Source organism: Acidovorax sp. 1608163, from assembly GCF_003669015.1.
In the GTDB taxonomy this organism is placed as follows: Bacteria; Pseudomonadota; Gammaproteobacteria; order Burkholderiales; family Burkholderiaceae_C; genus Acidovorax.
Map to the genome: position 1 here is coordinate 2850455 of NZ_CP033069.1, position 16066 is coordinate 2866520.

The following is a 16066-nucleotide window of genomic DNA, read 5'->3' on the forward strand; positions in this document are numbered from 1 at the left end:
GGGTGAAGCGGCCGTTGGCCGCGCGGCCCTCACCCTGTGGAGTGGTGGGGGTGGAAGGAGATGCGGCGCTCATGCGGCCTCCAGGGTGGTGAGCCAGGCGCAGGCCTGCTGCTCCAAAGTGGACAAAGGCAAGGCGGCGTCCAGCGTCAGCACGCCAGGCTCGCCCGTGGGGGATTCAAGCGTGGCGAACTGGCTGTCCACCAGCGCTGCCGAGAAAAAATGGGTTTGTGCGCGCGCCTTGACGCGGGCTTCCGACTCAGCCCGGTCGATCTGCAAGAACGCAAAGCGCAGCGAGGGGCAAGCGGCACGCAGCCGGTCGCGGTAGGCTTTTTTGAGCGCAGAGCAGGTCAACACCGCCCCTTCGGGCCGCGCTTGCAGCAACTGGCCCAGCTGGGTCAGCCAGCCTTCACGGTCGGCATCCGTCAAAGGCACGCCTTGGCTCATCTTGGTGCGGCTGGCGGCGCTGTGGTGGTCATCCCCCTCAATCAGCGGCAGTTGCAGCGCAGCCGCCAGGGACTGACCCAGGCTGGACTTGCCGCAACCCGCCACCCCCATGACCACCAAAAACACCGAAGAACTGTTCACAGACATATTGGTAGCGCTATCCAATCAAATTCTAAAAAAGCACACCGCCTATTGGTGTGCTGTGAAACTAGAACCCTGCCGAAATTGCCACAAAATAGGGAATTCCGCCTTGTTCCAGAGCAAGGACAGCGCTATCCTAAATCCACATCCTCAAACCCCAACGAGGGAAAACCCTTGACCAAACCCGACAGCAAACGCCGCTCCAGTGGCCGCATCACCCTGAGCGACGTGGCCAAAGCCGCTGGAGTGAGCCCCATCACCGCATCGCGCGCTTTGCGGGGCGAACGCGGCGTCGCGCAAGACTTGGTCGACCGCGTGAAGGTCGCCGTGCAGCAACTGGGCTATGTGCCTGACCCCGCAGCGCGCGCGCTGGCATCGCAGCGCAGCGTGCAGGTGCCCGTGCTGGTGCCGCTGCTGTCCAACGCTTTGTTTGTGGATGTGCTGGATGCCGTGCACCGCGTGCTCTTTCCCTTGGGCTACCAGGCCCTGATTGGCGTGACCCACTACGACCCGTTGGAAGAAGAGCAACTGCTGCGCACCTACCTGGCCCACCGCCCGGCAGGCCTGCTGGTGACAGGCTTTGACCGCACCGAAAACGCACGACAGATGATTGCCACCAGCGGCGTACCCTGCGTGCACCTGATGGAGGTGACAGCGGCCCCAGGCGTGTACTGCGCGGGCTTCTCGCAGCAAGACGCAGGCTATGCCATGGCAGAGCACCTGCTGCAGCGCGGCTACCGCCACATCGCCTTTGCGGCCGCCCAGTTGGACCCCCGCACACTGCAACGCGCCGAGGGCTATCGGCGGTGCCTGCGCCATGCGGGCCTGTACGACGCAAAGCTGGAAGTGCTCAGCCCCGAGCCCTCCTCCATCCGCCTGGGGGCCACCTTGCTTGAAGACATCGTGCGCACGCGCCCGCAGGTAGACGCCATCTTCTTTTGCAACGACGACCTGGCCCAAGGCGGCCTGCTGGCAGCACAGCGCCTGGGCATCGCCGTGCCGGGCACCGTGGCCATTGCAGGCTTCAACGACCTGGCAGGCAGTGACCAGATGCTGCCGCCACTGACCACGGTGCGCACCCCCCGCGCCGCCATGGGCGAGGCCGGGGCACGCATGCTGCTAGCCCTGATGCAAGGACAATTGCCTGAGAGCAATTCGGTGAACCTGGGGTTTGAATTGACGGTGCGGGAGAGCACCTAATCATCTAGCGCGGCTGGCTGCGCAGACCAAGCGGTGAGGGGCACTCTGACCAAGTCATCACCGCCTCACGACGCCTCATTGCTCCGGACCGACCGAAGTCGGTAAATCGACCAAGCGCATCCCTCGCGCACTTACTTGGTTGTTGGCGCCATGCATCCCGCCCGGCAAAAAACGAACAGAAGGGTTGGGGCGAAATCGGGCCGGCGAGCCTCGCGCTCTGACGTCTGCGCCGCTTGCAAGGGTGCAAGCCCGTGCAGCGCATCCATTGCATTCAGTCCTCCCTACTGCGCTGCAAAGCAATCCCCCGCCTCATTGCGCCGTCTTGCAGAGCCTCCCGCACTGCCTGCAGCAGAGCACATCGGCAGGGCCAGCTCACTCTCAGTGATGCGAGCCGCAATTAAGCACGACCAGTCCCCGGATCAAGGGGATGCACGGCGCAGAACCTGCACCTCTTCGTACCAGCAGTTTGAAAGACTTGAACTGCAGCTCACTCGAATGCGGATGCCGCTATTCCAATCAGCCAAACCACACATATCACACCAGCCAGCACACCACTGCTTTGCAGTGCCTGACTCTTCAGCCCTGCGGGCCAGGCTTCGCACACTGGTCTATCGCGCTATGTCATTACGCTCTGGTGAGACAGAGCGCCCATCCAAACAGACATTGGACAGCGCAAAAATAACTAGACAAACAAACAAAAGTGAACAAAGCTGCACTTGATAAAAAATTAAATCCACTCGCGGCCATTGAGATGGACAACAACTCCGTCAAATATTGCGCCTAAAAAACAATCATCAATACAAAATTTAAAAACAAAATATCCAATTAAACAATCAAAAACCATCTCCCACACAAATAACATGAAGACACCAAAAATCCACCAAAAACAAGTCAACAGAAATTTCCAAGAAATACAAAAAACATCCATTTTAGATGCTTTAAAAAAAATATCAACAACACTTTGGAAATTAATATTAATTATTATTTCTTTATTAGCTTACGGACAAGCATCTGCCGCCTGCAATCTCAGTTTCTCAACGACTGCAGGTGGGCAGGTTACGCAAAGCGGTAGTGAATATAAATATACATTTTCAACGACAGATTATGCAAACTGTGATCCTGGTGGAAAAACGGATGGAACTGGCGCCAGCCTGGGTATTTACGTCGATGCAATAGGCAACCAGAACAGTGCCGGCAACAAGACTTTCCCGTCGTCAAGTGCGCACGGAACCAACAACGTGTTCATCATGTCGATCGGCGGCTCCACAGGACCGACAAATATTGATGCGTTCTATTACACGCCGCCAAACGGCTACTCTGGACCGGATTCATTTACTTTCTACGATTTCAACGGTTCTCCCTATACGGTCAACGTCACAGTGGTTGCGCCCGTACCGGGCGCACCAACAGGTGTTACCGCTACGCCAGGAAGTGGGCAAGCGTCGGTTGCCTTTACGGCTCCCGCCTCCGATGGTGGTAGTGCCATTCTTGACTACACAGTCACATCAAATCCCGGCAGCTTCACCACGACCGGCGCGGGCAGCCCGCTGACAGTGACGGGACTGACAAACGGAACGCCATATAGTTTTACGGTCACGGCAAGAAATGCCAATGGCTCTGGCGCTGCGTCCACCGCGTCCTCTGCGGTCACGCCTAAGGCAACGCAGACCATTACCTTTAACCCGCCCGGTGCACAGACTTTTGGCACGACACCGACCTTGACTGCTACGGCTTCTTCTGGTCTGACGCCGACATTCACATCGTCGACAACCGGCGTCTGTACGATCACTTCCGGTGGTGCGTTGACGTTTGTCACGGCAGGCTCTTGTACGATTAATGCCGATCAGGCAGGCAATGCGACATACTCGGCAGCAGCAACGGTTCCGCAAACTTTTACTGTCAACGCCATCGCTCCGGGGGCACCAACGGCTGCGATCGGCACACCAGGAGACACTCAGGTCTCCGTCGCCTTCACCGCACCAGCTTCCAATGGCGGCAGTGCTATTCTTGACTATACGGTCACTGCCAGCCCCGGCGGAGCCACGGCTACCGGTGCAGCCAGTCCACTGAACGTCACTGGTCTGTTAAACGGCACTGCTTATACTTTTACCGTCACCGCCAGAAACTCGGCTGGCTCCGGTTCGGCATCTACGGCGTCTACTGCAGTCACGCCCAGGGCTGCACAAACCATTACCTTTAACTCTCCCGGCGCACAGACTTTTGGTACGACACCAACCTTGACTGCAACCGCCAGTTCCACCTTACCTGTAACTTTCACCTCCACCACAACCGGGGTCTGTACAGTCACTTCCGGTGGTGCGTTGACGTTTGTCGTGGCAGGCTCTTGCACGATTAACGCTGATCAGGCCGGTAATGCTGCCTTTTCGGCAGCAGCAACGGTTCCGCAAACTTTTACTGTCAACGCTATCGTGCCGGGGGCACCAACGGCGGCTGTCGCTACCGCTGGAGCCGGACAAGCCTCCGTGGCCTTCACCGCACCAGCTTTCAATGGCGGCAGTGCTATTCTTGACTATACGGTCACTGCCAGCCCCGGCGGAGCCACGGCTACCGGCGCAGCCAGTCCGCTGAACGTCACTGGTCTGTTAAACGGAACTGCTTATACTTTTACCGTCACCGCCAGAAACTCGGCTGGCTCCGGTTCGGCATCTACCGCATCCACGGCAGTGACGCCTAAGGCAACGCAAACCATTACCTTTAACTCTCCCGGTGGTCAGGCTTTTGGTACAACACCAACCTTGTCCGCTACAGCTTCTTCCGGTCTGATACCAACATTCACCTCCACAACAACCGGTGTCTGTACTATTACTTCCGGCGGTGCGTTGACGTTCGTCACAACTGGCACTTGTACGATTAATGCCGATCAGGCTGGTAATGGCACATACCTAGCCGCGACTACCGTCGGGAGAACATTTGCGGTTAATGCGACTGTTCCAGGCGCCCCAACCGGCGCCGTCGGTACAGCAGGAGGTGGACAAGTATCCGTGGCCTTTACCGCGCCAGCTTACAACGGCGGCAGCGCCATCACAGGCTACACGGTGACTGCGAGCCCCGGCGGTGCGTCTGTCAGCGGTGCGACCAGCCCATTGGTCGTCACCGGCCTGACAAACGGAACGCCATACACTTTCACGGTCACGGCAACCAATCTGGCAGGTACCGGCGCGGCATCTACCGCATCCACGGCAGTCACGCCTAAGGCAACGCAAACCATTACCTTTAACTCTCCCGGTGGTCAGGCTTTTGGTACAACACCAACCTTGTCCGCTACAGCTTCTTCCGGTCTGATACCAACATTCACCTCCACAACAACCGGTGTCTGTACTATTATTTCCGGCGGTGCGTTGACGTTCGTCACAACTGGCACTTGCACGATTAATGCGGATCAGGCCGGAGACGGCACTTATGGGGTAGCAACGACGATCAGCAGAACATTCGCCGTGAATCCCGCTGTGCCGGGTGCGCCAACCGGTACCGTGGGTACAGCCGGAAGCGGACAAGTGTCTGTCGGCTTTACCGCGCCAGCATTCAATGGCGGCAGCACGATCACGGGCTACACGGTCACTGCAAGCCCCGGTGGTGCGACGGTCAGCGGTGCGGCCAGCCCATTGGTCGTCACTGGCCTGACAAATGGCACGGCATACACGTTCACAGTCACTGCGACCAATCTGGCGGGTACCAGTGCAGCATCCACGGCATCTGCCGCCGTAACCCCACGCCTGCTCACTGTGTCAAACCCTGTGTCGGGAATGACAGGCGCAGCCACAGCGACACTTTCGGGGGTGGCTCGTCCTGCACGCTGAATCCCACCAGCGGATTTGGCTCTGTGAGCCATCCAGCTACCGCAGACAAGCCCATGCCCTACGGGGAGTACGCGTTCGAGTCAACCAGCTGCGCAGGGACTGTGACGATGACAATCACCTATCCACAAGCCCTGCCAGCCGGGGTGCAATTTTGGAAGTACGGTCCTGCTACAGCCACAGTGGGCGGTGTAGTGGCTGCGTCCACATGGTTCCAGCTCAGCGGTGTCAACCTCAGCGGTGACCGCAAGACGGTGACCTACAGCATTACGGATAACGGAGTGGGTGACTCCGACGCAGCGGTAGGCAGCATTCGCGACCCATTTGCGCCAGTGGTAATTCCCGTCATGAGCGATCCCTCCTCTATCCCGGTGGATGCCCCATGGGCTCTGGTGTCGCTGTCGATCGTGCTGGGGTTGCTGGGTGTCCGCTGGCAACAACGCCAAGCACGGGGATAAATACACAGCGCCGACGGATCGATACCCAAAGTCGACTGTCGGCGCGACCACACCGGAACCAGCCACAACCCTCCCCTGCTCTAAGACGGATGATGCTGCTGCGTTCAGGGAAAGAAATAACCGAGCATTGGCTTTTATCGCTACAAGACGCTGAGGCCTCTGCGATGCGCCACAGGAGGCAAAGTGGGCACACAAATTCCGCAGACCTTGATGCAAGGGGCGACGGCCTGGTAACAACTCACTGAATCTGGAGTTTGAATTGTCTGAGCGCGAAAGCGGCTTCACAGACACTCGCCAATTGAGCGGGGAAGTGAAATCCTATAGAGGCGCACCAGAGCCACGCCCCTCCAACAACGACCGGAGTGTGCTGATCGCTGCGTGCTGCACGGGCAATACAGCAAGCGCCAGAACGGGAGACAAAAACGCATCCCAAAACAGCGAAGTGACAGCGGCCAGGCCCCAAACAAAGCCGACGAGCAACAGAGCCGCCACGCATTGCGCCAGTGGTGACCTCTTTCGGATCAGGAGCAAACCAGCCCCCAGGACGGCGACCAGGCCCCACCCGATGAAGGGGTTGCTGGTCAAACGATAAGGCATGGTTTTGGGCTTCCAGTCAACCACGAGCCCCCCACTGTGCAGCAAGAGAATGGCGGCCAGCATGACGACCACCGCCAACAAGACGGCAGAACCTAGGTGATTGAGTTGCTTCATGGCTCGCATGCTGGCATTGTGTGCTGAACCCTGCGCAAAGGTCGCCAGCCCAGGCGCTTACAGCCCCCAGCCCTTAAGCCGCAGCCAACGCCCTCTGGCCTGAATCTGCCTTCATGGACTTGCGCAGCGCCACAGCATCCACGCTGTGTGCGCTGGACGATGCATCGATGCGGAACACCTGCACCGTCTCTGAGACAGACTTGGCTTGGATGCTCAATTGCATGGCAGATGCGGCATTTTCTTCAACCAGTGCTGCGTTTTGCTGGGTGATGGTGTCCAACTGCGCCACGGCAGAGTTCACTTGCGAGATGCCACTGAGCTGCTCGCTGGAAGCGCCGTGGATTTCGCCCATCAGTGCATTCACCCGGCGCACAAGGTCCAGTGACTCAGACATGGTTTTTTGCGCCATGTCCGTCTTCACGTTGCCTTCTTGCACCTTGTTAGCCGAGTCGTCAATCAATTGCCGAATCTCTTTGGCCGCTGACAGGGTGCGGTGCGACAGGCTGCGCACCTCCGAAGCCACCACAGCAAAGCCTCTGCCCTGCTCGCCCGCACGGGCGGCCTCCACCGCAGCGTTCAGCGCAAGGATATTGGTCTGGAAGGCAATGCTGTCGATCAACTGCGTGATCTCGCTGATACGCCCGGAAGCGGATTGGATCTGCTTCATCGTAGCTGCCACGCTGTTGACGACTTCGCTGCTGTGCTCAGCCACCGAAGTGGCTTGGGTGGCCAACTCGGTACCACGGCGGGCAGACTCGGCCGTTTGCCGCACCGTGCCGGTGATTTCCTCCATCGAAGCCGCCGTCTGCTCCAGGTTGCTCGCCTGGGATTCGGTGCGCGCTGACAGGTCCTGGTTGCCTTGCGCGATTTCCTGGGTGGACAACTGCATGCGCTCGGCCTCCTGGCGTGCATCGCGCACGATGGAGAGCAGGTTCACATTCAGTTGGGACAAGGCTTTTTGCAGGTGACCGGCCGTGTCATCGCGCGACGCTTGAATCTTCTGGGTCAGGTCCCCCGCCGCCATGCGGTTGGCCCACAGCAGCATCTGGTTCAGGGGGGCAATCGTCACGTTGTGCATGTAGGCGGCCGCTCCCACGGCCAGGACCAGAACACCCAGCCAGGCCAAGCCAGACACCAACGACAGGCTGTGCCCCCCTGCCGATGCAGCCAGCCAGGCGGCAAGCACCACAGCGCCCATGCACACCAGCATCTTGCCCAGCGCGCCCATGCGCAGCAGCTCGGTGGTGCGCCCCCAAAGGTTGTCTTTGATCAGGCGCCCGGCACGCAGCTTGTGCACCAAGGCCCCGGCCTCTTTCTCGGCTCGCATGGTCTTGTACAGCTGCTCGGCCTGCTGGATCTGCTCGCGGGTGGCTTCGGTGCGCACCGACATGTAGCCCACGGGCTGGTCCCCCTGCATGAGGGGCGTGACATTGGCCATCACCCAGTAGTAGGTGCCGTTTTTGCGGCGGTTCTTCACGGCGGCGGACCAGGGGATGCCCTTGGCGATGGTGTCCCACATGTCGCGAAAGGCCTCTTCCGGCATTTCAGGGTGGCGGATCATGTTGTGGGGCTGGCCCAGCAACTCTTGCTTTTCGTAGCCACTGACCTCCACAAACATGGGGTTGCAGTAGAGGATGCGCCCCTTCAGATCGGTCGTCGAGACCAATGTCTCGCCTTTGGGAAAGGGGTACTCCTGAGAGACAACGGGCAGGTTCATTCGCATAGATAACTCCTGAAAAGCCACTTCACGCCAACATGCCAGTGAACTCTCTGCTCAAGAGGCTGCTACCGCCCCGAACCAAGAGCACCGCCGCACGACCAGAATAAATGAAAAGAAATATTTGTTACATAACTATTTGAGCGGGTCAAAGCACAAAAAATACACTTTGCACCCGTTCCAAAATCACCTGTAACAAACAAATCATTTAAATCAATCAAAATTCATCGTACAACCCAAAGCTACACCAAACTGGTGCAAACCACCAACAAAAAGTAGCCAACACACTTCAATTCATGGCATGCGGCTTGCTTGTGGTGTTTTGCAGCCAACGAAGGCTGCAGGTTGACCCGGTGCAAAGGCGGATTGGGTGAACAAGACGCAGGCGTCTTCGCGGTGCAAGGGCTGGAAGTGGATAGCCCAGAGACCGCGCAGGCGCCTTTTTTGTTTTTGACACGGGCAACACATGGGCTGCGCAGGCAGGCCACTGGCCCGTGGCACCTTTGCACAGGCGCGCTCCATGCTCCAGTTCCGCGAATTCCTCAAGTCGGGTCACGCCCCCACGCTGTGGTCCTCGTTTCTTTACTTCGGCTTCTCGTGCGCCGTGTGGGTCATCAACGGGGCCATGGCCCCGTTCATCCGGGACGACTTCCAACTCACCCCCACCCAAATGGGGCTGATGCTGTCGCTGCCTATCTTTGCAGGCGCGCTGATGCGGTTCCCGCTGGGCATCCTGGCGCAATACATCGGCCGCAAGCGCGCCACGCTGGTCGAGATGGCGGGCATTGCCCTGGCCATGGCTTTTGGCTACTTCTTCGTGCACACCTATAACGACCTGCTGGCCATGGGTGTGCTGCTGGGGGTGGCAGGCGCCAGTTTTGGGGTGGCGCTGTCGCTGGGCTCGGGCTCGTTTCCGCCGCGCTACAAGGGCCTGGCCATGGGCATTGTGGGTGCAGGCAATGTGGGCACGGCCGTGGCGGCGCTGCTGGCGCCCGCCCTCGCCCAAAAGTTTGGCTGGCAAACGGTGTACGGGTTTGCGGCGATCAGCGTGGCGATTCCGGCCATCGTGATGGCGGTGTACGCCCAAGAGCCCCCAGACCTGGACGCCCACGCCACCCTGCGCGAGCACGTGGCCTGCCTGTTTGAAAAAGACGGCTGGGCTTTCAGCCTGATTTATGCAGTGACGTTTGGGGGCTTCATTGGGCTCACCACCTTCTTGCCCAGCTACTTCAATGGGCAGTTTGGCGTCAGCAAAGTGCAGGCCGGGCAGCTGACCATGTTGGCCGCCTTTTTGGGCGCAGCGCTGCGGGTGTTTGGCGGCTGGCTGTCAGACCACTGGGGCGGCGTGAACACCCTCACGGGCGTGCTGTACATCACCGCCGTCAGTCTGGTGCTGTGCGGGTTTGCGCAGGAGTCTTTGCCCGTCACGGTGCTGCTGTTTCTGGTGTGCTTTGCCGCACTGGGCGCAGGCAATGGGGCCCTCTTCCAACTGGTGCCCTTGCGCTGGCCTTTGTCCACGGCGGTGGCGGGCTCCATGATTGGCGAAATTGGCGCACTGGGCGGCGGCCTGATCCCGAACGCCATGGGCTTTTCCAAGCAATACAGCGGCAGCTACCTGTGGGGCTTTGTGTCCATCGCGGTGTGCGCAGCGGCCATGCTGGTGCTGCTGCGGGTGATGCAGATCCGCTGGACCAGAACATGGGCAGAGAAAGGTGGCCGTGCGCGCAGCGCATGACCGGCGCAAGCCGATGAGCGCGCAAGCGCTCGCCACATTTCCAGCAAAAGGGCGGGCGGGCACGCAGTGCCTGAGCTGGCAGAGCCAGCCAACGCATAGCGTTGCCCGCACTTTCGCTAGAAAGGGGGACGCGCGCGCAACGCGTGAGCGGTGCAGCCGTTATTGATCCGGCCTGAACCTACTTGAACCGTTCACGCTGAGCTTGTCGAAGCGCCGCGCAAGGTTTCGACAAGCTCAACCCGAACGGATATCTCAAGCTCAAAGAGGCCTGCTGAATAAAAGGGCGGCCGTGCGCGCAGCGCATGGCGGGTTTCACCAAAAGCCGACTACACAAATTGCATGAAACATGCTGCTAGCGCTTTATCTATAAGCGCTAGCAGCTATATTTTCAATAGCACCCCTCAACGCGGCAAAAACAGAAGCCAGTAAACCAACAACAAATTCACCAGCACGCTCACCGCCAACGCAATCTTCCACACCGCAGTCGCGTCGCGTTGCAGCAAGGACTGCGCACCGCCCAGGGGCATGGGCCGTGAGGCGCCGCGCTCCAGCGCCAGCAGCATCTCCTCGGCGGTTTCAAAGCGTTGGGTGCGCTGACGGGCCACGGCCTTGAGGGCGATGTGGTCGAGCCAGATGGGCACCTGCGGGTTGTGGCGGCTGGGGGCCTGCGGGTCGCGGTGGTAACGGCCCAGTTGGTGGGCCACCACCTCGCCGTAGGGCAGGCGGCCATGGCTGAGCAATTGGTACAGCGTCACCCCCAGCGCAAACAAATCACTGCCTGCATCGGGCAGTTGGCCCTGTGTGTCGCTGCTGCGCTCGTAGCCCGCCCACTGCTCGGGGTTCATGTAGCTGGGCGTGCCCGCGTGCAGGCGGCGTGTGGCCTCGGGCTCGCGGCCGCTCAAGGCCACGCCCAGGTCCAGCACGCGCAGCACACCGTCGTCGCCCAGGTGCAAGTTGTCGGGCTTGATGTCGCGGTGCACCACGCCCTGGCGGTGCAGCCAGCCCAGCAACTGGGCCGCCTGCGTGACAGCGCCCACCGCCTGCGCCACGCTCAGCGGTTGGCCGTGGGCCCGGTGGCGCAACCAGTCGCCCAGCGTGCGGCCCGCGTGCCATTCATACAGCAGGTAAAAGCCGCTGGCATCGCGCGCCGCAGCGCCGGGTGCCGGGCGCAAGGGCCAGTCCACCAGCCGGGCCAGGTGCGCACCGGCCGCGCCCGTTTGCATGCGCCGGGCCACCCAGGCCTCGTGGGCCAGCGTGGCGCGCTCTTGCACATCGTGGGCGCGCTGGGGCAGCAGGGTCTTGAGGGCGTACAGGCGCCCTGCCCCATGTCCTTGCGCAGAAGCCTCGACCTGGTACACGCGGTGCACACCGTTGTCGGCCACCACGGCGCGCACGGTCAGGCCATCCACCGTGTCGCCCACCTTCAAAAGCGGCAGCACCGGCAGGGCCAGGGCGCGGCGCGATTCGTCTTGCAGCGTGCTCTCCAGCACGCCCTTGACCTGAATCACCATGGCAGTGAGGTTGTCGGTGCTGCCGCTGCGCAGCGCGGCGTCCACCAGCTGCTCGCTCAGCACCTGGGCAGGCTGGGCGGCCTGCAGCAGGGCCTGCAACTGGCGCTCGGGCACAAAGCCATGCACCCCGTCTGACAGCAGCGCAAACAGGTCGCCGCTTTGCACCTCGCCCTGGCTGTAGTCCACCACCACATGGTCGTCCAGCCCCATGGCGCGCGTGAGCTGGTGCGCCATGTCGCGCTGGGCGATGACGTGGTCGGCCGTCAGCCGCTGCAAGCGCCCATCGCGCAGCAAATACGCCCGCGTGTCACCCACATGCGCCAGGGTGTAGGACTGGCCCCGCAGCACCAGCGCGGTGATCGTGGTGAGGCCCACTGCGGGCTGGCGGCGCCGGTTCATCGCGGCCAGCCAGCTGTTGTGGGCGGCCAAGATGCGGTCCAGCGCCACGGTGGTGTCCCAGGTGGGGGGCGTGGCGAAGTAGTCCGTCACCAGCGCATTGACACTGGTCTGCGCGGCTTCACGCCCATGGCCACCGGTGCTCACACCATCGGCAATGGCGGCAATGGCGCCGCGCGCGCGCTCATGCCCACGGCCCTCGACCAGGGCGGCAAAGTCTTCATTGATGTCCTTGCGCCCCTGCAGGGACACCTGGCCAAAGTCCAGTTCAAAGCTCATGCACCACGGGCACGCAGGTTTCGTGCCCAACGTGGTGCACGCGGCGGCGAACAAGGCTGCAAGCCGGGTGCCGCCTGGAGCGCGCCCCGGCTGGGTGCGGCCCGCCAACCGGATCGCCCCCGCCAGCCCGCAGCGCCTGCACCAGGCATGCCCCACAGCGGTGCACACAAGCTGGCACACGCATTGCTTAACACCAGCAACGGCCCAAGCGGGTCGCGCAATTCACCGGTGCAACGGCGCACAGAAGGGTTGCACGGACGAAGGCGTCCCCACATGCGGTTTCGAGGTCCGAAGCAGCATCGTGTGGACGCCTTTTTTGCTTTTCGATTCGCCCCTGGCGATGGAACCGACGGAGTCACGATGAAAAAGCCCAAACTGGTGATGGTGGGAAATGGCATGGCCGGTGTGCGCACGCTGGAAGAGCTGCTCAAGATTGCCCCCGATCTGTATGACATCACGGTGTTTGGCGCCGAGCCACACCCGAACTACAACCGCATCCTGCTGTCGCCCGTGCTGGCAGGCGAGCAGACGCTGGACGAGATCATTCTGAACGACTGGCAGTGGTACGCCGACAACCACATCACGCTGCACACCGGCTTCACGGTCAATGATGTGGACCGCGTGCGCCGCGTGGTGAGCGCCACCAGCAAGGACGGCGATGTGATCACCGCCGAATACGACCGCCTCATCATCGCCACAGGCTCCAACCCCTTCATCTTGCCCATCCCCGGCAAAGACCTGCAAGGCGTGCTGGCCTACCGCGACATTGCCGACACCCAGGCCATGATCGACGCCGCTGCCACCTACAAGCACGCGGTGGTGATCGGCGGTGGCCTGCTGGGCCTGGAGGCCGCCAATGGCCTCATGAAGCGCGGCATGCAAGTGAGCGTGGTGCATGTGGGCGACTGGCTGATGGAGCGCCAACTGGACGACGTGGCCGGCAAGATGCTGCAAAAGTCGCTGCAAGAGCGCGGCATGCAGTTCTTGATGAAAGCACAGACACAAGAGCTGGTGGGCAACGCCGAAGGCCGCGTGGCCAGCGTCAAGTTCAAAGACGGCACCGAGGTGCCCGCCGACCTTGTAGTGATGGCCGTTGGCATCCGCCCCAACACGGCCCTGGCCGAAAAAATGCGCCTGTACGTGAACCGCGGCATTGTGGTGAGCGACACGCTGCAAACCACCACCGACGCCCGCATCTACGCCGTGGGCGAATGTGCCGCGCACCGGGGCATTGCCTACGGTCTGGTCGCCCCGCTGTTTGAGCAGGGCAAGGTGCTGGCCAACCATTTGGCCGAGTTCGGCATCGGCCGCTACCAGGGATCGCTCACCTCCACCAAGCTCAAAGTCACGGGCATCGATCTGTTCAGCGCAGGCGACTTCCAGGGCGGCGAGAACACCGAAGAGATCGTGATGAGCGACCCCTTTGGCGGCGTGTACAAAAAGCTGGTCATCAAGGACGACAAGCTGGTGGGCGCCTGCCTGTATGGCGACACGGTGGACGGCAGCTGGTACTTCAAGCTGCTGCGCGACGGCCGCAGCGTGAGCGACATCCGCGACAAGCTGATGTTTGGCGAAAGCAACATCGGCGACGTGGGCCACCAGGGCCACAACAAGGCCGCAGCCATGGCCGACAGCGACGAGGTCTGCGGCTGCAACGGCGTGACCAAGGGCGCCATCTGCAAGGCCATCAAGGACAAGGGCCTGTTCACGCTCGATGAAGTGCGCAAGCACACCAAGGCCAGCGCATCGTGCGGCTCGTGCACCGGCCTGGTCGAGCAGATCATCATGTTCACCGCGGGCGGTGACTACAGCGCCACGCCCAAGACCAAGGCCATGTGCGGCTGCACCGACCATGGGCACCAGGCCGTGCGCGAAGCGATCCGTGCCAACAAGCTGCTCAGCATTGGCGACGTCTTCAAGTTCATGGAATGGAAGACGCCCAACGGCTGCGCCACCTGCCGCCCCGCCGTCAACTACTACCTGATCAGCACCTGGCCCAAGGACGCAAAGGACGACCCGCAAAGCCGCGCCATCAACGAGCGCAGCCACGCCAACATCCAGAAAGACGGCACCTACAGCGTCATCCCCCGTATGTGGGGGGGAGAGACCACGGCCGACGAGCTGCGCCGCATTGCCGATGCGGCCGACAAGTACAACATCCCCACCATCAAGGTCACGGGCGGCCAGCGCATCGATTTGCTGGGCGTGAAGAAAGAAGACCTGGTCAACGTGTGGAAGGACATCGGCATGCCCAGTGGCCATGCGTATGCCAAGGCGCTGCGCACCGTGAAGACCTGCGTGGGCAGCGAGTGGTGCCGCATGGGCACCCAGGACAGCACCCAGATGGGCAAGGACCTGGAGCGCGCCATGTGGCGCATGTACGCCCCGCACAAGGTGAAGTTTGCCGTGAGCGGCTGCCCACGCAACTGCGCCGAGGCAGGCATCAAAGACGTCGGCATCATCGGCGTGGACAGCGGCTGGGAGATGTACGTGGCGGGCAACGGCGGCATCAAGACCGAGGTGGCGCACTTCTTCACCAAGCTGAAAACCGCTGAGGAAGTGCTGGAATACACCGGCGCGTTCTGCGAGCTGTACCGCCAGGAAGGCTGGTACCTGGAGCGCACCGTGCACTACGTGAACCGCGTGGGCCTGGACTATGTGAAAAAGCGCATTTTGGAAGACCACGAAGGCCGCAAGGCGCTGTGGGAGCAACTGCAGTTTGCGCTGGACGGCGAGCCCGACCCCTGGTTCGAGTTTGACAAAGCTGCCGTGGACACGCGCCAGTTTGTGCCCTTGGGCACCTGACCTCGCTACCTACTGCCCTGCCCCCTCACCACCAAGGAGCCCACCCATGCTGCAACGCCGATGGATTCTGAACGCCAGCGCTGGCGCCCTGCTGGCAGGCGCTGTGGGCGCCCCGGTGGCGGCGTGGGCCCAGGTGCAGGATGTGAACGATGCCATCAACAAGGCGGGCCGCCAGCGCATGCTGAGCCAGCGCATGGCCAAAGCCTGGCTCATGCTGGCCCACCAGGCCGATGCCAACCCGGCGCGCCAGGCGCTGGCCCAGTCCATCAAGCTGTTTGAGCGGCAGTTGGCCGAGCTCAAGGCCTACGCGCCGCAGGCAGACATCCGCACCACCTACACCGAGCTGGAAGCCGCCTGGGGCGCCTACAAAACCGTGCTGACCACGGCCCAGCCCTCCAAAGACGCGGCCAGCAGCCTGCTGCAGGCCGACGCCAAGGTGCTGGCCCTGGCCCACCAGGGCACCGTGCAATACGAAGCGGCCTCGGGCAAGCCCGTGGGCCATCTGGTCAACGTGGCCGGGCGCCAGCGCATGCTGAGCCAGCGCATGGCCAAGTTCTGCCTGGCCGCGATGCTGCAGGTGGACGCTGCCACCAGCACCACCGAAATCGACAAGGCGCGCAAAGAGTTTTTGAGCGCCAACGAATTGCTGCGCACCGCGCCGCAAGCCACCGACCGCATTCGCCAGGAACTGCAACTGGCCGACGGGCAATGGGTGTTTTTTGACGCCGCGCTGCAGCGCATGCAAACAGGCGCCAATACGTTTCGCCAGGTGTCCGAGGTGTTTGTGACCAGCGAGAACCTGCTGGCCAGCATGGACCGCGTCACCGGCATGTATGCCGCCCTGGCCGCCTGAC

General features: G+C 61.5%; 10 protein-coding genes. 6 read left to right on the top strand and 4 right to left on the bottom strand.

Annotated elements, in window-relative coordinates; all coding sequences use genetic code 11:
* Positions 1–69 precede the first annotated feature (69 nt).
* The gene (locus EAG14_RS12730) at positions 70–591 is read right to left on the bottom strand and encodes a gluconokinase (RefSeq protein WP_240456771.1); all 522 of its coding nucleotides are present in this window, start codon (positions 589–591) and stop codon (positions 70–72) included.
* Positions 592–759: 168 nt separating this feature from the next.
* On the opposite strand from EAG14_RS12730, the gene EAG14_RS12735 reads away from it, so the two are divergent.
* From EAG14_RS12735 to EAG14_RS12745, 3 genes are all read left to right on the top strand, one after another.
* The gene (locus EAG14_RS12735) at positions 760–1785 is read left to right on the top strand and encodes a LacI family DNA-binding transcriptional regulator (protein WP_121729071.1); all 1026 of its coding nucleotides are present in this window, start codon (positions 760–762) and stop codon (positions 1783–1785) included.
* 746 nt (positions 1786–2531) lie between these two features.
* Positions 2532–5603 carry an S-layer family protein gene (locus EAG14_RS12740; RefSeq protein WP_205603388.1) on the top strand — a complete coding sequence of 1024 codons (3072 nt, stop codon included), beginning with the start codon at positions 2532–2534 and terminating at the stop codon, positions 5601–5603.
* 107 nt (positions 5604–5710) lie between these two features.
* The gene (locus tag EAG14_RS12745; RefSeq protein WP_162995991.1) at positions 5711–6058 is read left to right on the top strand and encodes a choice-of-anchor U domain-containing protein; all 348 of its coding nucleotides are present in this window, start codon (positions 5711–5713) and stop codon (positions 6056–6058) included.
* A 318-nt stretch (positions 6059–6376) separates the two neighbouring features.
* Here EAG14_RS12745 and EAG14_RS12750 read toward each other — a convergent pair whose 3' ends face one another.
* Positions 6377–6769, bottom strand: coding sequence for a hypothetical protein (locus tag EAG14_RS12750; RefSeq protein WP_162995992.1), 393 nt, complete (start codon positions 6767–6769; stop codon positions 6377–6379).
* Positions 6770–6842: 73 nt separating this feature from the next.
* Positions 6843–8492 carry a PAS domain-containing methyl-accepting chemotaxis protein gene (locus EAG14_RS12755; RefSeq protein WP_121729074.1) on the bottom strand — a complete coding sequence of 550 codons (1650 nt, stop codon included), beginning with the start codon at positions 8490–8492 and terminating at the stop codon, positions 6843–6845.
* Between the two features lie 514 nt (positions 8493–9006).
* On the opposite strand from EAG14_RS12755, the gene EAG14_RS12760 reads away from it, so the two are divergent.
* Entirely contained in the window at positions 9007–10221 is a 1215-nt protein-coding gene (locus EAG14_RS12760) for a nitrate/nitrite transporter (protein WP_121730462.1), read from the top strand.
* 401 nt (positions 10222–10622) lie between these two features.
* Here the strand turns inward: EAG14_RS12760 and EAG14_RS12765 are convergent, their stop codons facing one another.
* Positions 10623–12407, bottom strand: a complete 1785-nt coding sequence (locus tag EAG14_RS12765) for a bifunctional protein-serine/threonine kinase/phosphatase (protein WP_121729075.1) — start codon at positions 12405–12407, stop codon at positions 10623–10625.
* Between the two features lie 360 nt (positions 12408–12767).
* Here EAG14_RS12765 and nirB point away from each other — a divergent pair, with 360 nt between their 5' ends.
* Together nirB and EAG14_RS12775 are read left to right on the top strand one after the other, a co-directional pair.
* A complete protein-coding gene (gene nirB, locus EAG14_RS12770) occupies positions 12768–15212 on the top strand; it encodes a nitrite reductase large subunit NirB (protein ID WP_121729076.1) in 2445 nt (814 codons plus the stop codon).
* A 49-nt stretch (positions 15213–15261) separates the two neighbouring features.
* Positions 15262–16065: a type IV pili methyl-accepting chemotaxis transducer N-terminal domain-containing protein gene (locus EAG14_RS12775; RefSeq protein WP_371414420.1), complete on the top strand. Its 804-nt coding sequence runs from the start codon at positions 15262–15264 to the stop codon at positions 16063–16065.
* Position 16066 lies beyond the last annotated feature (1 nt).